The 23,563-nt window shown below is 37.2% G+C and carries 23 protein-coding genes and 2 riboswitches; all 23 genes read left to right on the top strand.

Going from position 1 to position 23,563, the window contains the following annotated elements; all coding sequences use genetic code 11:
* Positions 1 to 261 precede the first annotated feature (261 nt).
* The 23 genes from KHA94_RS10695 (at position 262) to KHA94_RS10805 (ending at position 23,563) form a co-directional block, all read left to right on the top strand.
* Positions 262 to 2,046, top strand: coding sequence for an acyl-CoA dehydrogenase family protein (locus KHA94_RS10695; protein ID WP_213102079.1), 1,785 nt, complete (start codon positions 262 to 264; stop codon positions 2,044 to 2,046).
* Positions 2,047 to 2,362: 316 nt separating this feature from the next.
* Positions 2,363 to 2,722: an arsenate reductase family protein gene (locus KHA94_RS10700; protein WP_213102080.1), complete on the top strand. Its 360-nt coding sequence runs from the start codon at positions 2,363 to 2,365 to the stop codon at positions 2,720 to 2,722.
* Between the two features lie 92 nt (positions 2,723 to 2,814).
* Positions 2,815 to 3,198, top strand: coding sequence for a glycine cleavage system protein GcvH (gene gcvH / locus KHA94_RS10705; RefSeq protein ID WP_213102081.1), 384 nt, complete (start codon positions 2,815 to 2,817; stop codon positions 3,196 to 3,198).
* A 305-nt stretch (positions 3,199 to 3,503) separates the two neighbouring features.
* Positions 3,504 to 3,860 carry a toprim domain-containing protein gene (locus KHA94_RS10710; RefSeq protein WP_213102082.1) on the top strand — a complete coding sequence of 119 codons (357 nt, stop codon included), beginning with the start codon at positions 3,504 to 3,506 and terminating at the stop codon, positions 3,858 to 3,860.
* Between the two features lie 5 nt (positions 3,861 to 3,865).
* A complete protein-coding gene (locus tag KHA94_RS10715; protein WP_213102083.1) occupies positions 3,866 to 4,174 on the top strand; it encodes a thioredoxin family protein in 309 nt (102 codons plus the stop codon).
* 283 nt (positions 4,175 to 4,457) lie between these two features.
* Complete coding sequence (locus KHA94_RS10720) at positions 4,458 to 4,790, top strand: hypothetical protein (RefSeq protein WP_213102084.1); 333 nt, start codon at positions 4,458 to 4,460, stop codon at positions 4,788 to 4,790.
* Positions 4,791 to 4,877: 87 nt separating this feature from the next.
* Positions 4,878 to 4,980: riboswitch (SAM riboswitch) on the top strand.
* 114 nt (positions 4,981 to 5,094) lie between these two features.
* A complete protein-coding gene (locus KHA94_RS10725; RefSeq protein ID WP_213102085.1) occupies positions 5,095 to 6,417 on the top strand; it encodes an O-acetylhomoserine aminocarboxypropyltransferase/cysteine synthase family protein in 1,323 nt (440 codons plus the stop codon).
* Between the two features lie 132 nt (positions 6,418 to 6,549).
* A riboswitch (SAM riboswitch) is annotated at positions 6,550 to 6,657 on the top strand.
* Positions 6,658 to 6,810: 153 nt separating this feature from the next.
* Positions 6,811 to 7,836, top strand: a complete 1,026-nt coding sequence (locus KHA94_RS10730) for a methionine ABC transporter ATP-binding protein (protein ID WP_213102086.1) — start codon at positions 6,811 to 6,813, stop codon at positions 7,834 to 7,836.
* Positions 7,829 to 8,497: a methionine ABC transporter permease gene (locus KHA94_RS10735; RefSeq protein ID WP_213102087.1), complete on the top strand. Its 669-nt coding sequence runs from the start codon at positions 7,829 to 7,831 to the stop codon at positions 8,495 to 8,497. The genes KHA94_RS10730 and KHA94_RS10735 overlap by 8 nt, the downstream gene beginning before the upstream one ends.
* 14 nt (positions 8,498 to 8,511) lie before the next feature.
* Complete coding sequence (locus KHA94_RS10740) at positions 8,512 to 9,372, top strand: MetQ/NlpA family ABC transporter substrate-binding protein (RefSeq protein WP_213102088.1); 861 nt, start codon at positions 8,512 to 8,514, stop codon at positions 9,370 to 9,372.
* 361 nt (positions 9,373 to 9,733) lie between these two features.
* Entirely contained in the window at positions 9,734 to 9,928 is a 195-nt protein-coding gene (locus tag KHA94_RS10745) for a YuzK family famiily protein (protein WP_213102299.1), read from the top strand.
* Between the two features lie 664 nt (positions 9,929 to 10,592).
* Positions 10,593 to 11,378: a Fe-S cluster assembly ATPase SufC gene (gene sufC, locus KHA94_RS10750; RefSeq protein WP_213102089.1), complete on the top strand. Its 786-nt coding sequence runs from the start codon at positions 10,593 to 10,595 to the stop codon at positions 11,376 to 11,378.
* Positions 11,379 to 11,395: 17 nt separating this feature from the next.
* Entirely contained in the window at positions 11,396 to 12,706 is a 1,311-nt protein-coding gene (gene sufD, locus KHA94_RS10755) for a Fe-S cluster assembly protein SufD (RefSeq protein WP_213102090.1), read from the top strand.
* Positions 12,706 to 13,935: a cysteine desulfurase gene (locus KHA94_RS10760; RefSeq protein WP_213102091.1), complete on the top strand. Its 1,230-nt coding sequence runs from the start codon at positions 12,706 to 12,708 to the stop codon at positions 13,933 to 13,935. The genes sufD and KHA94_RS10760 overlap by 1 nt, the downstream gene beginning before the upstream one ends.
* Positions 13,925 to 14,362, top strand: coding sequence for a Fe-S cluster assembly sulfur transfer protein SufU (gene sufU / locus KHA94_RS10765; protein ID WP_213102092.1), 438 nt, complete (start codon positions 13,925 to 13,927; stop codon positions 14,360 to 14,362). Before KHA94_RS10760 ends, sufU begins: the two co-directional genes overlap by 11 nt.
* Before the next feature lie 240 nt (positions 14,363 to 14,602).
* Complete coding sequence (gene sufB, locus KHA94_RS10770) at positions 14,603 to 16,000, top strand: Fe-S cluster assembly protein SufB (protein WP_213102093.1); 1,398 nt, start codon at positions 14,603 to 14,605, stop codon at positions 15,998 to 16,000.
* 119 nt (positions 16,001 to 16,119) lie between these two features.
* Positions 16,120 to 16,965: a DUF72 domain-containing protein gene (locus KHA94_RS10775; protein ID WP_213102094.1), complete on the top strand. Its 846-nt coding sequence runs from the start codon at positions 16,120 to 16,122 to the stop codon at positions 16,963 to 16,965.
* Positions 16,966 to 17,083: 118 nt separating this feature from the next.
* Positions 17,084 to 17,386 (top strand): YunC family protein, encoded by a 303-nt coding sequence (locus KHA94_RS10780; RefSeq protein WP_213102095.1) that lies wholly within the window; start codon positions 17,084 to 17,086, stop codon positions 17,384 to 17,386.
* A 43-nt stretch (positions 17,387 to 17,429) separates the two neighbouring features.
* Positions 17,430 to 17,585: a transposase gene (locus tag KHA94_RS26655; protein ID WP_213102096.1), complete on the top strand. Its 156-nt coding sequence runs from the start codon at positions 17,430 to 17,432 to the stop codon at positions 17,583 to 17,585.
* Between the two features lie 247 nt (positions 17,586 to 17,832).
* On the top strand, positions 17,833 to 19,080 hold the full coding sequence (locus KHA94_RS10790) for an O-antigen ligase family protein (RefSeq protein WP_213102097.1): 1,248 nt from the start codon (positions 17,833 to 17,835) through the stop codon (positions 19,078 to 19,080).
* Between the two features lie 287 nt (positions 19,081 to 19,367).
* Positions 19,368 to 20,453, top strand: a complete 1,086-nt coding sequence (locus tag KHA94_RS10795) for an HD-GYP domain-containing protein (RefSeq protein WP_213102098.1) — start codon at positions 19,368 to 19,370, stop codon at positions 20,451 to 20,453.
* 630 nt (positions 20,454 to 21,083) lie between these two features.
* A complete protein-coding gene (locus tag KHA94_RS10800; RefSeq protein WP_213102286.1) occupies positions 21,084 to 22,235 on the top strand; it encodes an ABC transporter substrate-binding protein in 1,152 nt (383 codons plus the stop codon).
* Positions 22,236 to 22,687: 452 nt separating this feature from the next.
* Positions 22,688 to 23,563, top strand: coding sequence for a branched-chain amino acid ABC transporter permease (locus KHA94_RS10805; RefSeq protein ID WP_213102099.1), 876 nt, complete (start codon positions 22,688 to 22,690; stop codon positions 23,561 to 23,563).

Raw genomic sequence — 23,563 nt, forward strand, 5'->3', positions numbered from 1 at the left:
TCGCGTATGCAAAGAAGAGTAAGTGGGGGATCAACTGCCCGTAAATGCCCATAAAATGACCACAGACTAAAAGCGCCACATCGTGTGGCAACGTCTGCGTGACCCACTTCCTGTGGGCCGCAACTAACCATCAGTGGGGGATGAAGGCCGACTAAGAACGCCATGTCCTGTGGCAACGTCGGCACTAGCACGTTCTGTGCGTCGAAATACCCCCACTGATGGAAGTTTCACTTTATGAAAAATAGAATGGGGGAAAAGAATATGTCAAATCAAACAGAAAACCTAATCAAGGGTGGAAGTTTTTTAATTGAAGATCTTTCCTATGACCGTGTTTTCACACCTGAGGATTTCTCAGATGAGCATAAAATGATCGCAAAAACAACAGAGGAATTTGTTATTAATGAGGTCCTTCCAGAGGTTGAGTATTTGGAAAACCATGAATTTGATCGGTCTGTCAAACTTTTAAAGCAAGCGGGGGAATTAGGACTATTAGGAGCAGACGTTCCTGAAGAATACGGTGGTCTAGCATTAGATAAAGTAAGCTCTGCCCTTATTGCCGAAAAAATGGCGCGCGCAGGCGGCTTCTCTATTTCACATGGTGCCCATGTGGGAATTGGCTCCCTGCCAATTGTATTATTCGGCAATGAAGAACAGAAACAAAAATATTTACCTGCTTTAGCAACTGGTGAAAAGCTTGCCGCTTATGCATTGACAGAGCCAGGATCAGGTTCAGATGCACTTGGTGCTAGAACAACTGCAAAACTAAATGCTGAGGGTACACACTATGTATTAAACGGTGAAAAACAATGGATTACAAATGCTGGATTCGCTGATGTATTTGTCGTTTATGCAAAAATAGATGGAGAGCATTTCTCAGCCTTTATCGTTGAAAGAGAGTTCCCAGGTGTATCTGTCGGACCTGAAGAAAAGAAAATGGGAATTAAAAGCTCTTCTACTCGTACGCTGATACTTGAGGATGCACTTGTTCCAAAAGAAAATCTATTAGGTGAATTTGGAAGAGGTCATGTCATTGCCTTTAATATTCTAAACATTGGTCGTTATAAACTAGGTGTTGGTGCTGTCGGCGGTTCAAAGCGTGCCTTCGAACTTGCTGTTCAATATGCTAATCAGCGTCAGCAGTTTAAAACACCGATTGCTCAATTTAATTTAACGAAAGAAAAATTCGGAACAATGGCTTCCAAAATTTATGCTGCTGAAAGCTCTGTATACCGAACTGTTGGCTTATTCGAAGACCGCATGAGCAAGCTATCAGAAGAAGAAGTAAAAGATGGAAAAGAAGTAGCAAAATCCATTGCAGAATATGCTATTGAGTGCTCTTTAAATAAGTTTTTCTCTACAGAAGTTCTAGATTATGTCGTGGATGAGGGCGTTCAAATCCATGGCGGATACGGATTCATGGCTGAATATGAAATCGAAAGGGCTTACCGTGACTCACGTATTAACCGCATCTTTGAAGGGACAAATGAAATTAACCGTTTATTAGTTCCAGGAACTTATATTCGCAAAGCATTCAAAGGTGAGCTGCCATTATTCGAGAAAGCAACGGCATTGCAGGAAGAGCTAATGATGCTAATGCCTGAAGAACCAGGTGATGAGCCACTTGCTCAGGAAAAATATTTAGTAAAAAATGCGAAGAAAATCGGTCTTCTTGCTGCAGGCTTAGCTGCACAAAAGTACGGAAAAGCACTTGAAAAAGAGCAGGAAGTTTTAGTCAATATTGCTGATATTATTTCAAATGCATATTCAATGGAATCTGCCGTTCTTCGTACAGAAAAGGCGATTGAAAAATACGGTGTAGAAAAGAGCAAGCAAAAGCTTCTATATACACAAATCTTCTGCCAAGAAGCATTTAACAAAATTGAGCAAGATGCAAAAGAAACACTTGTGGCAGTTGAAACGGGTGATGCTTTAAGAATGATGATTTCAGCACTCCGTAAGTTCACACGCCATACACCGATTAATGTGATTGCGAAGAAACGTGAAGCAGCTGATAAAATAATTGAAGCAGAGAAATACATTTTATAATAAGCCACTTTTGGGTTGTCCCATAAGGTGTCTTGCATCCACTTAATACATTAATCTAGAATCTCACTCGCTTATTGATACTAGATATTGTTCGTGGTGCCTGACACCTTTGTTTTTGGGACACCCCCGATTATTGTTCGCGTTTTTTGCAAGCTTTGGCGCTCACAATCCTTATTAGATAATCATAATGGATATAAATATCGAACTTTCCTGTGTATTAAAAGTTATGAATAAATGAAAATTTATGATAGTATTTGCTTTATAGCTGTAAGTTTATTTTTTTGATTGGACATGCTAGACAATGGTGGTGAAAAAAATGACTCTAACTTTTTATTGGTATCCTAAATGTGGTACCTGCAGAAATGCAAAGAAATGGTTGGATGATCATCATTTAAGTTATGAAGCTGTACATATTGCTGAAAATCCGCCTTCCCGCAGCGAACTGGAGGAGCTATACAAAAATAGTGGTTTAGACATTAAGAAATTCTTTAATACGAGTGGGATGAAATACCGGGAACTTGGGTTAAAGGACAAGGTCAAATCACTATCAGATGAGGAACTTCTTGATGTATTGGCTACTGACGGAATGCTCATAAAACGTCCAATATTAACAGATGGGCATAAGGTGACAGTTGGCTTTAAGGAAGAGGATTATGAAAAATCATGGCTTTCATAAAAAAGATTGAAAAAAATCATTCTTTTTGCCATGATGAAGGAAGAGATCGATTTTACGATCATCAAATAATATAATAATTGGAGGCGTTTAGAATGAACACACCTAAAGAACTACGTTATTCAGAAGAGCATGAATGGGTAAAAACAGAAGGCGAGCAAGTTCGTATTGGTATCACTGATTTTGCTCAATCTGAGCTAGGAGATATCGTATTTGTTGAGCTTCCAGAGGTAGGAGACGAAATTTCAGCGGACGAGCCTTTCGGAAGCGTAGAATCCGTTAAAACTGTATCTGAGCTTTATGCACCAATTAGTGGGAAAGTTGTCGCTATTAATGAAGATTTAAACGATAATCCTGAGTTTGTTAACGAATCACCATATGAAAAAGCTTGGATGATCGTTGTTGAGCCATCTGATGCTGGTGAAGTAGACAAGTTGATGACTGCTGAACAGTATGAAGAAATGGTAAAGGAAGATTAATTAAATATCTAGTAGCTGGGTAGGAAAGTAGATTTCCCTAGCATATGAGAAGACATGAAAAGGGAGCTATCACATTTTATGGTAGCTCCTTTTTCAATAGTTTTAGTACGTTAGATGAGATTTTCCATCCATTGCATTATAGGTGGCTAACATGAGGCAAACTTATTAATAATGGTTAAATGGCAGGATATCCACACCATTATCAAGAATAATGAATATGGTAAGGTAAGTAAATTCTCCATTTTTGAATGTATACACACCCATGGTTGATCGGGAAAAATTACAACTCAGTTCAGGTGATTAGGATGAATGAGGAGCTAACGGAAAAAGTAATCATTGTAGAGGGAACAACAGATAAGAGAAAAGTTCAGGCCATAGTCAGAGAGCCGGTAGAGATTATCTGTACAAATGGTACAATTGGCATCACGAAGCTAGATGAACTAATAGATATGCTATATGATAAAGATGTTTTTATATTAGTGGATGCAGACGCAGCAGGTGAAAAGCTCCGAAAGCAGTTTAAGAGGGAATTCCCAGAGGCAGAGCATCTATATATTGACAGGATGTATAGGGAGGTTGCTACTGCACCAGAACATCATATTGCATCTGTATTACTTGGTGCTAATATTGACGTTTATACGGAGTTTTTAGATAAAGGATGATATGATTGCAGAAATGGTCTCGGGAAGAAATTGAAGAATTTATTAACGACAAAAAAACTGGCTTACTTTACCTTTACACGCCTCTTTGCGGTACTTGTCAGGTAGCTGGTAAAATGTTAATGATCATAAAGGAACTAATATCAGATTTGTCGATAGGGAAGTCGGATTTGAATTATATATCTGATATCGCTGATCAATGGGAAGTTGAAAGTGTCCCCTGTCTTATAATTTTTAAGGAAGGCAGGCTTTATGAAAAATTGTATGCCTTTCATTCCGTTCCCAACTTATTAGAAAAAATTAAAAAAACCATCTAAAAAAATGTCAGGTGAAATCGCTTGGCATTTTTTATTTTTTTAAGAAACTATAATAAGACAAAAAAAGCTGCAACAGCAGTAAAATTATTTTGAATTTTATGAGTATATGACATATTTCTTGGGAAATGAAAGACAATGCTGAATATCGTCGAGGCATTGTGTTTTTTTGCTTTAGGGTTGTCGAAGGAAAAATAGAGGAGTGATTTCCTTCGATGTAGAAGTATAAAATATGAATATTAATAACTTCTAATAAAGTAAGGCTGTAACAAACTGAGGTGAAAAAATGGTTGAATTAGCAACGGCATTTATAGAAGAAGTAAAATTAAATGGACATATAAATCAATTGCTAAGGGGCACTGCTTTTTCAATCTGTTTAAAGTCTGAGAATGAAGAGATACCCTTACTCTTTCGTGATGGTGAAATTACCGTACACTTTCCCGATCCTGATCAAATCTATGATGCAATCATTACAGGACCAAAAGAAAGGATTTATTCGATATTAACAGGACAAGAGAAATTAAGAGATGTGATCAGTAGAAGTGGGATTACTGTTGAAGCTACATTTCGAAAAATACTATTTTTAGAATCACTCTTTTTCTTATGTAAGGTTTGTTAGTCAGAAATTTCAAAATTAATGTTGACTGCTTATTGTTCGTATGTTAGTATCTCTTTAATAACTTAAGTGAGTAAAGTAAACTGAATATTCTTATCAAGAGAGGCGGAGGGACTGGCCCTACGATGCCCGGCAACCGGTACATTACACGGTGCTAATTCCAGCAGAGCATTCATGCTCTGGAAGATAAGAAGAGATGATAGCAACCCTCTTCTTTTGAAGAGGGTTTTTTCAGCTCTCTTTTAAGCGGTAAAAGTAGCATAAACAAAAAATGATTTAATACACGAAAAGAAAAGGAGAGATAAATATGACAAAAAAGCAAAAAAACTATCGATTAGAAACACTTGGCGTACATGGCGGTTTGCAGCCAGACCCTGTAACTGGTGCAAGAGCTGTTCCGATTTACCAGAATAATGCTTACCAATTTAAAAACACAGAGCATGCAGCCAATTTATTTGGATTGAAGGAGCCTGGATATATCTATACTCGTATTCACAATCCAACCGTGACTGTATTTGAGGAAAGGGTTGCTTTATTAGAGGGTGGGGTTGGTGCATTAGCGGTAGCCAGTGGTATGGCGGCCATCACATTAGCGATTCTAAATATTGCTCAAGCTGGGGATGAAATTGTGGCAGCGTCAAATCTTTATGGAGGGACGTATAATCTTTTAGCTGTTACACTTCCTAAGTACGGCATCCAAGTAAAATTTGTTGACCCAGAAAATCCTGAAAACTTTCGAAAAGCGATTAATGAGAAGACGAAAGCTGTATTTGCAGAAACGATTGGAAATCCAAGTCTTAAAGTATTGGATATTGAAAAAGTTGCGGAAATAGCACATGAGAACGGTGTACCACTGATCGTTGATAATACCTTTGCAACGCCATATCTGTGCAGACCATTTGAACATGGCGCAGATATAGTGATTCATTCTGCTACGAAATGGCTGTTGGGAAATGGAACAACATTAGGAGGAATCATTGTAGACGGGGGAAAATTCAATTGGAATTCGCCAAAGTTCCCAGGGTTTACAGAGCCTGATCCAAGCTATCATAATCTAGTTTACAGTGAAGCACTTGGTCCTGTTGCTTATATTATTAAAGCTAGAGTTCAGCTTCTTAGAGATTTAGGGCCCGCATTAAGTCCACAAAATGCATTCCAGTTTACACTTGGTCTCGAAACTCTGCATGTAAGAATGAAAGAGCATATTGCCAATACAAAGAAAGTGGTTGAATATTTGGAGGCCCATCCAGCCGTTAATTGGGTCCTATATCCAGGAAATGATAATCATTCAGATAAAGCATTAGCTGATAAATATTTACCAAAGGGAGCAGGAGCTGTTGTTGTATTTGGTATTGCAGGTGGAAGAGATGCTGGGGCAAAGTTCATTAATAATCTTGAACTTTGGGCCCATGTGGCAAATGTAGGGGATGCTAAAAGCTTAGTGATTCACCCTGCAAGCACGACACATCAGCAATTAGATTCTGAAGGGTTAAAAGCAGCTGGGGTTCCAGAGGACCTAGTTCGACTATCAATTGGAATCGAAAACGCTGATGACCTAATAGAAGATTTAGAACAGGCAATTGAGGCCGCAACTGGTATAGTATCATTCATAACAAATGCATCGTTGTAGATCGTTCGAGATTAAAGGAATTTAAATTCCAAAAAATTACCGTTGACCCCTCTTCATATCCGTGATACGATATCATTCATAAATGAGAAATGCTTAATTAATGTACAGTGTTAATTGAATATAGATGCTATGCTCTTATCAAGAGAGGTGGAGGGATGTGCCCGATGAAACCCGGCAACCGTCATTTAATGAAATGGTGCCAATTCACACAAAGCTATTTAATGCTTTGGGAGATGAGAGAAAGGATATGATTACCTATGCCTTTCTGCTCATGTCAGAAGGGCATTTTCTTTTTTAAAAGGATAAGTACTTATATTCCAAAGGTAGAATACTAATTTCTCAATTATTATCTAATAAACATGAATAACGGGTTATAAAGAGGGTGAAGCATATATGATTTCAATCAAAAATGTACAGAAAATATTTTCTTCCAAGCACGGCCAAGTAAAGGCAGTAGATGAAGTCAATTTAGAAATTAATGAGGGTGAAATTTTTGGTGTTATTGGCTATAGCGGTGCTGGAAAAAGTACATTAATTCGGATGTTGAATGGACTTGAAATCCCATCGAGTGGGACCGTCGTTGTTGCAAATAATGAAGTATCACATATAAAGGGAAAAAGCCTAAGAAAAGCTCGTCAGGAAATAAGCATGATCTTCCAGCATTTTAATTTACTTTGGTCACGGACCGTGCGGCAGAATATTGCCTTTCCCCTTGAAATTGCAGATGTACCAAAAGGGGAAAGATTAAAACGTGTCGATGAATTAATAAAGCTTGTTGGCCTTGAAGGAAGAGAGGATGCCTATCCGTCGCAGCTAAGCGGAGGCCAAAAACAGAGAGTCGGGATTGCAAGAGCATTAGCCAACAATCCGAAAGTATTATTATGTGATGAAGCAACATCGGCATTAGACCCTGAAACGACGAATTCCATCCTTGAATTATTAGTCGATATAAATGAACGATTAGGGTTAACGATTGTCCTTATTACACATGAGATGCATGTAATCCGCAAGATATGCCATAGAGTTGCGGTAATGGAAAACGGTAAGGTTGTTGAAATGGGCCCAGTAATGGAAGTGTTTAAAAACCCTAAAGCACAAATTACTAAGCGCTTCGTCCATCAAGTGACAGAGTCTGAGGAAACGAAGGAAACCATACAACAAATTCTTGAATCTTATCCACAGGGACAAATCGTCCAGTTGAGCTTTGTCGGTGATGCAGTTGAGCAGCCGCTTATGACAAATCTTATTCGGGATTTTAATATTACAGTAAATATTCTTCATGGGAATATATCACATACACAAACTGGTTCATATGGAACATTGTTTATCCATTTAGATGGTGATGAATCTGAGATTACAAGGGCAATTGATTTCATCCATTCCAAGCAAGTAGGCGTGGAGGTGATTTCAAATGCTTAATAGCTGGTTTCCAAATGTTAGCTGGGAGAAGATGTGGGAAGCAACAATTGAAACACTTTATATGACAAGCATTTCGGTTATTGCAACATTTTTTCTTGGCATCATTTTAGGATTATTATTGTTTTTAACTTCTAAAGGGAATATTTGGGAGAATAACATCGTTAACAAAGTAATAAGTGCTTTTGTTAACATCTTTAGGTCAATTCCCTTCTTAATCTTAATTGTACTTTTAATTCCTTTTACGATGTTCTTATTAGGAACAATGATAGGAAAAGATGCGGCTCTGCCTGCATTAATTATCGGGTCAGCACCATTTTATGCACGGATGGTTGAAATTGGTTTGAGGGAAATAGATAAAGGTGTAATTGAAGCGGCAAAATCAATGGGGGCAAAGACAAGTACGATTATCTTTAAAGTACTTTTACCTGAATCGATGCCTGCGCTTATTTCAGGGATTACGGTTACAGCAATTGCTTTAGTCGGATATACAGCTATGGCTGGTGTGATTGGGGCAGGTGGTCTAGGGAATCTCGCCTATCTCGAGGGGTTCCAAAGATCTAGAAATGATGTAACTCTAATGGCGACGATCATCATTCTTATCATTGTATTTATTATTCAATTTATTGGCGATTTTATTACAAATAAGTTAGATAAACGATGAGGAGTGTTAGTAAGATGAAGAAAAAATGGTTATCATTCGTATTAACTTTAGCTGTAGCACTAATTCTTGCTGCATGCGGAGCAAAAGATGAAAATAATGGCGGCAGTGCAAGTGATGCAGGGAAAGATGAGAAAACAGAAAATGTTACAACATTAAAAGTTGGGGCTTCAAATGTACCACATGCTGAAATTCTTGAAGAAGCAAAACCATTATTAAAAGAAAAAGGCATTGATTTAGAAATTATCCCATTCCAAGATTATGTTCTTCCAAACAAAGCATTAGAATCAAAAGAATTAGATGCAAACTTTTTTCAACATATCCCATATTTTGAACTTCAAATCAAAGAAAATGGATATGATTTCGTTAATGCAGGGTCAGTTCATATCGAGCCAATGGGTGTGTACTCAAAAAAATATAAAAGCTTAAGTGATTTACCAGATGGAGCACATATTATCATTAGTAATTCTGTAGCTGACCATGGTCGTATCTTAGCAATTCTAGAAAGTGAAGGGCTTATCAAATTAAAAGAAGGTGTAGATAAATCAGCCGCAACTTTAGAGGATATTGTTGAAAATCCAAAAAATATTAAGTTTGACACAGATTACGAGCCGTCATTATTACCACAGATTTATAATAACAATGAGGGTGATGCGGTTGTCATTAATTCAAACTTTGCTATTGATGCTGGTCTTAACCCATTAAAAGATTCAATTGCCATTGAAGGGAATGAGTCACCATACGTCAATATTATTGCAGTCCGTAAGGGTGATGAAAATAGTGAAGCAATCAAAGCTTTAATAGAAGTGCTGCACTCTGATGACATTAAAAACTTTATTCTGGATAAATATAAAGGTGCAGTTGTTCCTGCATTCTAATTTAATGAAAACTCGCCAGTTGGCGAGTTTTTTATATTTTAGGTTTTGTTTAGTCATTATGGAAATGGATCTATTATAGTTCTTAGCTTCCAAGGTACGCTGAAGTCTACAAGTGAAATTGTCTCAGACGTTTTAAACGCTTGCTGCACAGGATTTTTTGTATCAATATTATTTCTTAAAAAAATTATTATACTTTCTTTCTTACGAATTCTCACAATATTTTAAGCATGATAAAGATGTAAGCGTTTTAATCAGTTTTAATCAATTTATTATGATGTTTTTTTCTAATTTTCGCCTTTGTAATTCATTTCACTTCGGTGTAAAATCTAACCTGAAAAAAAAACCCGAATTGATGAAAGGATTGGTTTTTATCAACCAGCTGCAATTAAATTACACACACGATATGGAAAAAGCTATGCGTGGATCCCATGGTGTTGGGTATGCATTGTATAGTCAAAAACACGAAGTAAGAATGAAAGTAGAAAAAAAGCGTCAAGAAGACTATATAAAAAGCAAGCAGATGGTTGCTGATTTCGAGAGAAAGATTCACTCATAAAAATGAAACTATAATATAAGGAAGAAAAGGGGACTCAGCTGTAAGTGCTGATCTCCTTTTTTTCAGCTAAAAGGAAAGTTTAATTTTATTAACGTACTAAAGTAAAGTGTGTTTTTATTTAAATATCTGCTAATAAATCCTAAAGGAAATTCTCAATAATTACCTCCTCATACATGAAATTAATGGGCAAGGTTAAAATAAATAAGGTGAATTTTATGGGGAATAATTAGGCTTTTTTAAATCTCCGAGTTGATAATGCTATTTTGTTGTTGATTGGAGCGGAAGGCGCGAGATCCTCGAAAATGCATTCGCATTTTCTTCGTGCGGTGAGTATTCGGGGAAGATTATTCAACGTCCTGCGGGAGAAGCGAGTCAAAGGGAGACCCCGCAGGAGCGATAGCGACGAGGAGGCTTCCGGACCGCCCGCGATCGCTTAGTGCCTGCAGTGGAAATCAACTGGAAAGTTTAACATGGTCGATAATCAAAAAATCCTTTAAATAAATATACCTTGAGTTTCCACTATGAACGACTTGTTAAATAAGTGAAAGAGAGTTGCTAACACTTTTAATTTGTTATAAGATTGTAATGAGAATAAAATGAGAATAGAGGGTTGCGGCAAACTGCCGTAAGATAAAATCTTCTTTTATTGATGGAGGGTAAAGTAATGGCAGGTTCAAAATTATCAATTAATGATCTTCATGTTGAAATTGAAGGCAAAGAAATATTAAAAGGCGTAAACCTAGAAATAAAAGGTGGAGAAATCCATGCAATCATGGGACCAAACGGTACAGGTAAATCAACACTTTCATCTGCAATTATGGGTCATCCTAAATATGAAGTAACTAAGGGAAGTGTTACCCTTGATGGCGACGATGTGCTGGAAATGGAAGTTGACGAGCGTGCACGTGCAGGTCTATTCCTAGCTATGCAATATCCAAGTGAAATTAGCGGGGTTACAAATGCAGACTTTTTACGTTCAGCGATCAATAGCCGCCAAGAGGAAGGCAATGAAATTTCATTAATGAAGTTTATCCGTAAAATGGACAGCAAAATGGAATTCCTTGAAATGGATCAGGATATGGCACAACGTTATTTAAATGAAGGATTCTCAGGTGGAGAGAAAAAGCGTAATGAAATTCTGCAGCTTATGATGCTTGAACCTAAGATTGCGATTCTTGATGAAATCGATTCAGGTCTTGATATCGATGCATTAAAGGTTGTTTCCAAAGGAATCAATGATATGCGCGGTGAGGATTTTGGATGCTTAATCATCACTCACTACCAACGTCTTCTAAACTACATCACTCCTGACTATGTACATGTTATGATGCAAGGACGCATTGTAAAATCAGGCGGCCCTGAGCTTGCACAGCGTCTAGAGTCAGAAGGTTATGACTGGATTAAGAAAGAGTTAGGTATTGAAGACGAAACAGTTGGCCAAGAAGCGTAATTGTTAGGGGGATCATTATGTCAACAGAAACAAAATTACCATTTGACAAGGAATATATTCGTTCCTTTTCAAAAGATATGGGTGAACCGGCTTGGTTAACAGAGTTTCGTTTACAAGCTCTTGAAATCTCTGAAAACTTGCCAATGCCTAAGCCTGATAAAACAAATATCAAAAATTGGAACTTTACACAGTTCAATCAACATATTGTAGCCAGTGAGGATTTCTCATCATTAAATGAACTTCCTGACGAAGTTAAAACATTAATCAATCTTGAAGCTACTGAACACAATTTATATATTCAACGCAATAACAGACCAACTTATTTAGCAGTTTCTAAAGAGCTTCAGGAAAATGGAGTTATTTTCACTGATATCTTTACAGCTGCTAGAGAGCATAGCGATTTACTCCAAAAGTATTTTATGACTAAAGGCGTTAAAGCAGATGAAAATAAGTTAACGGCATTACATGCTGCTTTAGTAAATGGTGGAGCTTTCTTATATATTCCAAAAAATGTAGAAGTTAGCCAGCCAATTCAAGCTATCTATCTTCATGATAATCAAAACACAACTCTTTTCAATCATGTGATTGTCGTTGCTGAAGATAATAGTTCAGTCACATACGTAGAGAACTATGTTTCAACAATGGATTCTGCAAACGGAGTTTTCAATATTGTAACAGAAGTAATAGCAGGCCCTGGTTCAAAAGTGCAATATGGAGCAGTTGATACGCTTGCTAAAGGTCTTACTGGTTATGTAAACCGCCGCGGTATTGCTGACAGAGATGCTCGTATTGAATGGGCTCTAGGCTTAATGAATAATAGCAACACGATTTATGAAAATGTGACAAACCTAATGGGTGACGGATCATTTGGAGATTCGAAAACGGTTGTTGTTGGAAATGGCGAGCAAACACAAAATTTCACAACTAGTATTGTACATTTTGGTAAGAGCTCAGAAGGCTATATCCTTAAGCATGGAGTAGTAAAAGATTCTGCAACTACTATCTTTAACGGAATTGGGAAAATTGAGCATGGGGCATCTAAGTCTAATGCAGAACAAGAATCTCGCGTTCTTATGTTGAATGAAAAAGCACGCGGAGATGCAAATCCAATTCTATTAATTGATGAAGACGATGTGACAGCAGGCCACGCTGCTTCTGTAGGGCGTGTTGATCCGCTTCAGCTCTATTATTTAATGAGTCGTGGTATTCCAAAGACAGAAGCAGAGCGACTTGTTATCCATGGTTTCTTAGCACCTGTTGTAAATGCACTTCCAATTGAAGGTGTTAAAAAGCAGCTCGTTGAAGTTATTGAAAGGAAAGTAAGATAATGAATATCCAGGATATCCGCAACCAATTTCCAATTCTTAATCAAGAAGTTAATGGGAATCCGCTCGTATATCTTGACAGTGCTGCAACATCCCAAAAGCCTGTTCAGGTCATAGAAGCGGTGGATAGATATTATCGTGAATATAATTCAAATGTACACAGAGGTGTCCATACGCTAGGTACGAAAGCGACGGATGGCTATGAGGGTGCAAGAGAAAAGGTTCGAAAGTTTATTAATGCAAAATCAACAGAAGAAGTCATTTTTACAAGAGGAACAACGACGGCTCTTAACACTGTTGCAGCAAGCTATGCAAGAGCTAACCTCTCAGAGGGCGATGAAATCGTCATTTCGTATATGGAGCATCATAGTAACATCATTCCTTGGCAGCAAGTGGCAAAGCAAACGGGTGCCGTCTTGAAATACTTGCCTCTTCAAGAAGATGGTACGATTTCCCTTGATGATGTCAAAGCAACAGTAACAAGTAATACAAAGATTGTTTCCATTATGCATGTATCAAATGTACTTGGTGTCGTGAACCCTATTAAGGATATCGCGAAAATTGCTCATCAAAATGGGGCAGTCATGGTTGTAGATGGTGCACAAAGTACTCCACATTTAAAAGTGGATGTTCAAGATTTAGACTGTGATTTCTTTGCTTTTTCCGCTCATAAAATGTGTGGACCTACAGGCATCGGTGTTCTGTATGGAAAGAAAGAGCATCTTGAAAACATGGAACCAATCGAGTTCGGCGGAGAAATGATTGATTTTGTAGGATTATATGAATCCACATGGAAGGAGCTTCCTTGGAAGTTTGAAGGAGGTACCCCAATCATTGCTGGTGCAATTGGATTAGGAGCTGCCATCGATTTCTTACAAGAGGTTGGTTTAGAAAATATTGAGGCTCATGAGCACAAGCTTGCTGCTTATGCTCTGGAAAAAATGTCACAGGTTGAGGGAATCACGATTTATGGCCCGAAAGAAGCAGCAAAACGAGCAGGGTTGGTTACCTTTAACCTTAATGATGTTCATCCTCATGATGTAGCAACTGTATTGGATGCTGAAGGAATTGCTGTCCGTGCTGGCCATCATTGTGCACAACCGTTAATGAAATGGCTGAAAGCTTCTGCGACAGCACGAGCAAGCTTCTACCTGTACAATACAGAAGAAGAGATTGATAAGCTTGTTCAAGGGCTTGTCAAAACAAAGGAGTATTTCAGCGATGTCTTCTAATAATTTAGATACTCTATATAGACAAGTAATCATGGATCATTATAAAAATCCTCGTAACAGAGGGGTTTTAGAAGATGGTAGCTTAACAATCAATATGAATAACCCAACATGTGGAGATCGAATTCAATTGATGTTAAAGCTAGAGGATGGTAAAGTAACTGATGCGAAATTCGAGGGTGAAGGCTGCTCCATTTCGATGTCGTCCGCTTCCATGATGACCCAAGCAATAAAAGGATTAAATATTGAAGATGCCTTAAAGCTTTCAGAGGTTTTTTCACATATAATGCAGGGGAAAGAATATGATGTTGATTTAGATCTTGGAGATATCGAAGCTCTTTCAGGTGTTTCAAAATTCCCTGCTAGAATAAAGTGTGCAACATTAGCGTGGAAGGCAATGGAGAAAGGGTTAAAAGAGGATTCTAAGTAGCTTTTTATAATGGTTATGTTAAATGGGAAGTTGATAACGCAATTTAGTCGTTGATTGTAGCGGAAGGCACTCGACTCCTGCGGGAGAAGCGTGTCACGGGAGACCCCGCAGGAGCGATAGCGACGAGGAGGCTCCCGGACCGCCCGCGGAAAGCGAGTGCCTGCAGCGGAAATCAACTTATGCCAAACAATTATGTAAGTGTCTTGCTTGTTCTGGACACTTTTAAGGAGGAATACGACGATGGCAAAAAAGATGCCTGAAATTGGCGATTACAAATATGGATTTGCCGATAAAGACGTTTCCATTTTCCGCTCAAAACGCGGTTTGACGAAAGAAATTGTTGAAGAAATTTCAAAAATGAAGGAAGAGCCACAGTGGATGCTAGACTTCCGTTTGAAATCATTAGAGCATTTCTACAACATGCCGATGCCGCAATGGGGCGGAGATTTAGCGTCATTGAACTTTGATGAAATTACGTATTATGTTAAACCATCTGAGAAAACTGAGCGTTCATGGGATGAAGTGCCAGAGGAAATTAAGCAAACATTTGATAAGCTTGGGATCCCTGAAGCGGAGCAAAAGTATTTAGCAGGGGTTTCTGCTCAATATGAATCTGAGGTTGTTTATCATAACATGCAGGAAGATCTTGAAGCACAAGGAATCGTATTTAAAGATACAGACTCTGCTTTACGTGAAAATGAAGATATTTTCCGTGAGCATTGGGCGAAGGTAATTCCTCCAACAGATAACAAGTTTGCTGCATTAAACTCAGCTGTTTGGTCTGGTGGATCTTTCATTTATGTTCCTAAAGGAATTAAAGTGGAAACACCATTACAGGCATATTTCCGTATTAACTCTGAAAATATGGGTCAATTTGAACGTACGCTTATTATCGTGGATGAAGGCGCACATGTTCACTATGTAGAAGGCTGTACAGCTCCTGTTTACACAACAAACTCTCTTCACAGTGCTGTTGTAGAAATCATCATCAAGAAGGATGCTTACTGCCGTTATACAACCATCCAAAATTGGGCAAACAACGTGTATAACCTTGTTACAAAGCGTGCCGTTTGTGAAGCAAATGCGACAATGGAATGGATTGATGGCAACATCGGTTCGAAATTAACAATGAAATATCCAGCAGTTATTTTAAAAGGAGAAGGTGCTCGTGGTATGACTCTTTCCATCGCGTTAGCAGGTAAAGGTCAGCACCAGGATGCTGGAGCGAAAATGATTCACCTTGCACCAAACACTTCTTCTACGATCGTATCAAAATCCATTTCTAAGCAAGGCGGAAAAGTAACATATCGTGGAATCGTTCAATTCGGGCGAAAAGCAGATGGTGCCCGTGCTAATATCGAATGTGACACGTTAATTATGGATAATCAGTCAACTTCAGATACAATTCCATATAACGAAATCATGAATGATAACATCTCATTAGAGCACGAAGCGAAGGTTTCAAAGGTTTCTGAAGAGCAATTATTCTATCTCATGAGCCGTGGAATTTCTGAGGAAGAAGCAACGGAAATGATCGTAATGGGCTTCATCGAGCCATTTACGAAAGAACTTCCAATGGAATATGCGGTAGAAATGAACCGTTTGATTAAGTTCGAGATGGAAGGCTCTATTGGTTAATATAATCCAAATGTCCGCTCACCAGTAACGGTGAGCGGATATTTGTTTAGCCATTATTGCAATCACGTTCGATTATACTGATTCAAGAATGTTTACCCTCAAATTGGAGGTTGGTTTTCATGATATTAATAGGTGTAACAGGTTGGGGGGATCATGACAGCTTATATTCAAATCCAATTTCCCCTCGAGATAAATTAAAGGAATATGGCGGTTTTTTCCCAACGGTTGAGGTGGATTCAACCTTTTATGCTGTCCAGCCCAAACGGAATTCTGAGAAATGGGTTAATGATACTCCGAATTCTTTTCAATTTATTGTTAAAGCCTACCAAGGAATGACGGGACATGAAAGAGGCGAAATTCCTTTTCAAGATAAGAACGAAATGTTTGCTGCCTTTAAGGATTCACTGCATCCATATATAGAGTCAAACAAACTTGCAATGGTGCTCTTTCAATTTCCACCATGGTTTGATTGTAAAAAACAAAATGTAGACTACTTACGTTGGTGTAAAGAACAGATGACAGATATACCATGTGCATTAGAATTCCGTCACCAATCATGGTTTAAAAAAGAATATAAGGATAAGACGATCCAATTTATGAAGGATGAGAAATGGATACATAGTATTTGTGATGAACCACAATCTGGAGAGGGCTCGGTTCCTACAGTTCTAGAGCCAACGAATGATGAAAAGGTGTTAGTTCGTTTTCATGGCAGAAATGTTCATGGGTGGCAAAAGAAAAATGCTGAGAACTGGCGGGAAGTTAGATATTTATACCGTTATAATCATCAGGAGCTATCAGAGTGGGTTATGCATCTGCAAAAGCTCGAAAAAGCGTGTAAGAATGTATATGTCGTCTTTAACAATAATTCTGGTGGTGACGCTGCTGACAATGCAAAACAGTTAATAAATATATTAAATATACAATATGACGACTTAGCTCCGAGACAGATGAATTTATTTTAACGCAGAATGTTTTAGAATATTGCCGGTTTTCCCTTACCTGTTTTCCGAATTCTAGATGAATACACTCTTTTTATTATTTTGCATACTTTGTAAAGGAAGGGAAAGGAGTGTTCATCTGTTGATTGATTTGAAACCGATAGACATACTAGGACATACCTTTTTAAGTGTTTCTGTTCAACTGCCCAAAACAACTTTACTTGTTGTTACAAACGATAAAGGATATATAATGTGCGGCGCTCTTGATGTCGCATTATTAAATGAGAAGCTAAATGATCGTAAAGTGATAGCAGGCCGAGCAGTAGGCGTAAAAACTATTGACCAGCTCCTTGATGCTCCACTTGAATCTGTCACTTATGAAGCTGAGGCTTTAGGTATTCACAAAGGAATGATAGGAAAAGAAGCACTTCTAAAGATGCTATAGGCATGCCAAAAATATGGCTGCCTTTTTTATTGTTTAGCGTAATTTGACAGTTGGAGTTATTACGGTAATCCATACATTTGGAAGAGATTTAAAATTCAACCCAGATATTCATGCCCTAGTAACAGAAGGAGCGCTAGATAATCGAAATGAATGGGTTTCAAGTGAGTATATTCCCTATAATTTTTTGGGAAAGTCTTGACAAAAAGTTGTATTAGATTTATTGAAGGCGTGGTTTCCGAGTAATCAAAAGGTGATTTTCCAGTTTGATGATCTTCATACCAAAAGCTCATAACTTTGCCATCATATTCTTCAAAACGATAACGCCAATTTAACTTATCAAACCTTAGTTTTATCAGAATAACCGGAAGTTTGATCCGGAAGTTTGATATATTATGTATTAATTTCATAGTATACTATTAGAAGTAATATAAAATCTGAGGTGTATTATGTCGAAAAAACTCTATTTTGGAGAAATGTTTTTTGCTATCTTTTTATTTTCAGGAGTGTTTAAAGAAAGTTTGAACTTATCTATAGATATATCTGCTTTATTTTTAGTTCTTACTGGGCTTTCAATACTGTATCGTTTAAGTAGGAATACTTCAATTGCAAAATATGCAAGAATGCCTCTTTTTATTACAATGTTAATTTTCGGATTGTTATTGTTCAGCTATATGTTCACACCGAGTCAAATTTACGCAACTGAAAAGATAATTAAGTTCGCTGTAGTAACAATGCCAGCAATTGTTTTTCCTTTCTTTTTGTTTAAGGACAAACAGTCTATTGTTAGATTTTTACTTTATTTATCTGTACTATCAGTGATATTATCTGCTGTAATGTTACCTTCAATATTTTTAAGAGGCTCTTCAATAGGTTTTATTGGATTTAATGATGGAAATTATCAAGGTTTAGCTAGGCTTAATGGTGTAGCATTAATTATCTTAATATTTTTGTTTTTAATAGGAGAGAGCAGTAAAAAAGTTAAACTGATTTCATTCTTTTCAATTATCTTAGTGTCATTTGTATTGTTTTCAACTGGAAGTAGAATGCCATTAGTTGCTTTCGCTTTATCTTTGATCTATGCATTGTATAAATCCGTTAGAATAAAAAGAGGTTTTATTTACATTAGGAAAGGAACCAAAGTTTTACTAGCCTCTATTATTTTAGGGTCAGTAATTTTAGTTGGACTTGCAACAAAAGGTTTTTTTGATACGATAATATATCGATTTTCAGTATTATTCACAGAAAGTTCTTCTGCGGATGGAAGAACTGAGAGAATGGAATCTGCATTTGACACTTTCCAAAATCACGTCATCTTTGGTGGAGGTATTGGTAGTTTCCCACTTTATTATAGTGGGTTAGATGCATCTGATTATCCGCATAATATTGTATTAGAAATACTTTCCGAGTTAGGTTTGGTTGGATTATTTATCTTTTCTTTATATTTCATATTAAGCATTTATAGAGGTATGATACTAAAGATAGATAGAAGTAGATTTAATAATAGCGTTCATTTAACGGTAATATGTTTGTTCATATATTATTTAGCGAACTCAATGGTTAGTGGAGATATAAATAGCAATAGGGCGCTTTATGTTTTTATGAGTATTATGTGTATAATTCCTTTCGTTGATAAAGATTATCCATCCTATAAATCAAAAGAAGTAAACGAATCGCAGAAACAAAGAGCAATTTGATAATATTTTGAAATGAACGCATCTCATAGAGGTGCTTTTTTATTTGGCATACGCTCTTTTCTTGTTATATATGGAAATTTAAACTTTCATCTTCATTTAAAAATACTAACATATTTTTTATAAAAAAAGGACTATTGTAGGTTGAAATTTTGACTAAAAAAAGGTTAATGTAGAATCAATAGGAAAAATGTCGCAAAAAGTAGAAAAAGCTTTATGAAATAATTGGTAATGTGGATGATTATTTCAATTTATAGATGAAAACTTTACATATGAAATAGGTGTAATTCATGAGATTAGTGACAACAGCATCGGTGGAAGCAGGTTCATTCCTTGCTAAAGCGATATACAATGAAAAGGGACAAATATTGCTAAATGAAGGAATGGTATTAAAGGAGGTCATCATTCAGCGTCTTCAAGAGCTAGGAATTAGTTATATTTATATAAAAGATAGCCAGTCAGAGGATATTATATGTGAAGGGACACTTTCTGATTCCCTTCGGAGAGAAGCAATTCAGACCATCTTTACAACATTTCATAATATTCAAAAAGAACAAAAGCTATCCAGCTCCTTCGTTGTTGAAAAAACTTCAAAGCGTTTTTCTCAATTAATTCGTTCACTCCTTGAAGAAATAAAAAGTAAAAATGAATTATTAATTTTACTCTCTGATGCATTTACATACGATAATTATATTTTTACACATTCATTGAATGTCACGCTATATACTTTAGCAATTGGAATGGAATTGAAACTTTCTCCAAAGGAGCTTGAAATTTTAGGACTTGGGGCGATATTCCATGATATTGGGAAACTTAAGGTTCCTTTAGATGTTTTATTGAAACCAAATCAATTAACCGCGGATGAGTATGAGGCGATCAAAAAGCATGCAGAAGAAGGCTTTGAAATTTTAAGAAAGGTACAGACGATTCCACTGCTAGTCGCACACTGTGCCTATCAGCACCATGAGCGGATAAATGGTACTGGTTATCCAAGAGGAATAATGGGATCTGAAATTCATTATTTTGGGAAAATTATTGCTGTTGCTGATGTGTTTGATGCAGTTACATCGAATCGAGTATACAGGAGAGCAATGCTTCCACATGAAGGTTTGGAAATTCTTTACGCAGGATCAGGGACATTATTTGACCAGAGAATTGTTGAAGCCTTTCGCTTAGCCGTTGCGATATATCCAGTTGGTATTACAGTAGAACTTAATGATGGACGTAAAGGGATCGTTTCAGGACAAAATACTGGATATGGTGATAGGCCAATAATAAGAATTATAGAACAAAATGGAGAGAGAGTTATTCCGTATGAAGTAGACTTAAAGAAGGAACTAAACCTAATGATTCTAAGTTGTGATACCGCATTTTAATGAGAAAATTGTTTGCTATTTTAGCAGGAATTACCCATTAATAAAGTTGCAGTAGGCTTTCTCTATTTAGGGAAAGTTTTTTTATACGTTAAGTATAAATTGCCAGCGCAGAAGATGATCCGACGTAGTTGCCAATTTTAGGAGTTAAGTATAAGTGCAACTACGCCTCTGTCTTCGCCTTTCCAAGGCTCGCCAATCGGCGAGTTTTCTTTATGGAAAGAATAAATTTGTTAGCATATACTCACTTTTTTTCAAATATAGTCGTAGTAATCCTTTGAAATTCCATTTTTTTCAGAATAATAATTAGTATAATAATAAATTGATAATAATTTAAAGTATTTCATTAACGTAGCAGAGAGTCTATGAATTTTTCTATATTCATTCCTTTTTATAAGAATGTTTTGACAGACTAATTTAAAAATAATATACTAGCTTTATATTAAATTAAATAGTCAGAAAACTTAGAATCCCTAAACGAATTTAGGTAGAAAGTCTGACTGCAATAGTGGGTAAAAGGGAGATTAACCACACAATAATCGAACAAATACCTTATTATGTTTTAAATTGTTTGAATAATCGAAAAAAGGGGGAATACAAGTGGTTTTTAAGAAAAAAATTACTTCTGTCCTAATGGCTTCAGCATTAGTTGCAGGACTATTGGCTGGTTGTGGAGTGAGTAAAGAAACAGGTTCAAAAGATGGAGACACAATAAAGATTGGTTTGAACTTAGAACTTTCAGGTGGAGTTGCCTCCTACGGGACAGGTATTGCTGATGGGGTCGCTCTAGCAATTGAGGAAATTAATAATAATGGTGGAGTAGATGGGAAAAAGTTAGAACCAATTAAAGTTGATAATAAATCAGATGCAGCTGAGGCGACAAACGCTGCAATTAAATTGACGAGCCAAGATAAAGTAACAGCAATTATTGGTTCAGCTACAAGTGGTAATACAGTGGCACAAGCGCAAATTGCAAATGATACTAAGACAGTACTTATCTCTCCATCTGGAACAAGCCCAACTGTAACAGTAAAAGAGGATGGAACAGTAAATGAGTTCGTATTCCGTACTGCGTTTATTGACCCATTCCAAGGAACAGTTGCAGCTAACTTTGCTCTAAACGAACTTAAGGTAAAAAATGTAGCTATATATGCGGATAATGCAAGTGATTATGCAAAGGGTCTTGCTGCCTCATTTAAAGAAACTTTCGAAGCTGGAGGAGGAAAAATTGTAGCTAATGAATCCTATGTAGCAAAGGATACTGACTTCCGTTCGACATTAACTCTTATTAAATCAAAAAATCCAGAATATATTTTCATTCCTGGATACTATGAAGAAGTAGGTCTAATCGTTAAGCAAGCCAGAGAAATGGGAATCACAGTTCCTTTAATGGGAGCTGACGGCTGGGATTCTCCGAAGCTAGTTGAATTAGCTGGTGCTGATGCTTTAAATAACACTTTCATTATTAACCACTATTCTTCTGAAGATCAAGATGCAACAATTCAAAAGTTTGTTAAAGCTTTTGGAGATAAGTATAACGGCAAATCACCAGATGCCTTTAACGCACTTGGCTATGACACAGTTTACCTTTTAGTAGATGCAATGAAACGTGCTGGAACTACATCTGATTCAGAAAAAATTAAAGATGCTCTTGCCGCTACTAAGGATTTATCTTTAATCACTGGTACAATCACTGTTGATAAGAAACACCACTTAATTAAATCAGCAACAGTTTTAGAGTATGTTGATGGAAAACAAAAATTCAACACAAAAGTTAATCCTTAAGATTAACCAAGGAAATGGGGGGATTATCCTATCCTCCCATTTTTCATTCTTAATGATACGAAATATCAGTTTTTATGTCGAAAAGTCAGCAAGCTCCAGCGCCAAGGCGCTTCCGCTTTTCTAAAATGTCTAGCTACGGCGCCTAGGGGCTCGAGGTCACAAGCCAATCCTCCCAGAAAGGTAAAGAACACCTTTCAGTGAGGCTCGTCTTGTGCTTGTCGCCCCTGAGCGAGGCGCTTCCGCTTTTCTAATATGTCTAGCTACTGCGCCTAGGGGCTCGAGGTCATAAGCCAATCAGTCCAGAAGGTTAAAGAGCAACCTTCTAGCCAGCTTGTCTTATGCTTGTCGCCCCTGAGCACAAAGGAAAGCTTCTGCGAACAGACATCGCAGGAACAATTGTCCTTTGATTGTTCCGAAGGCGCTTCCGCTTTTCTATAAAGGAGTGAGAGTTCATGGAATGGGTACAACAATTAATTAACGGTATTTCACTCGGCAGTATTTATGGGTTAATCGCATTAGGTTATACGATGGTTTATGGAATTATTAAATTAATTAACTTTGCTCATGGCGATGTTTTTATGATTGGTGCGTTTGTTGGCTTTTATGCTATTACAGGATGGGGATTAGGCTTTTTCCCGGCTTTATTACTGGCCATGACTGTCTGTGCCATATTAGGAGTTCTTATTGAGAGAATCGCTTATAAGCGTCTTCGTAATGCTACCCGAATTGCCGCTTTAATTACGGCAATCGGTGTTTCCCTTCTAATCGAATATGGAGTGATCTATGTTCGAGGTGCACAACCGGAAGCTTATCCGAATGTATTACCAAACAAATCCTTTGAATTTTTTGGTGCTCAAATCAGCAGCCAATCTCTATTAATTCTCTCCGTGTCCATTGTTCTAATGCTTATTTTGCAATTTATCGTTCATAAAACAAAAATTGGTAAGGCCATGCGTGCGGTATCTCATGATATGGACGCTGCTCGTTTGATGGGGATTAATGTAGATAATACAATTTCAGCTACTTTTGCTATTGGTTCAGCTATGGCAGGGGCGGCAGGCGTAATATTTGGTGTTTATTATACGAAAATAGAACCTTTAATGGGGATCATTCCAGGTTTAAAGGCTTTCGTAGCTGCCGTTTTAGGCGGAATAGGTATTATTCCAGGAGCAATGGTCGGTGGGCTTGTACTTGGAGTGGTAGAGACAATAGTAAGTGCTTTAGGCTTTTCACTTTGGAGAGATGCAGCAGCATTCATCATTCTTATCCTAATTCTTCTATTTAGACCGTCGGGCATCTTCGGCAAAAATGCTAGAGAGAAAGTGTAG

The sequence above is a fragment of the Cytobacillus citreus genome (assembly GCF_018343665.1).
Lineage (GTDB): Bacteria > Bacillota > Bacilli > Bacillales > Cytobacillaceae > Cytobacillus > Cytobacillus citreus.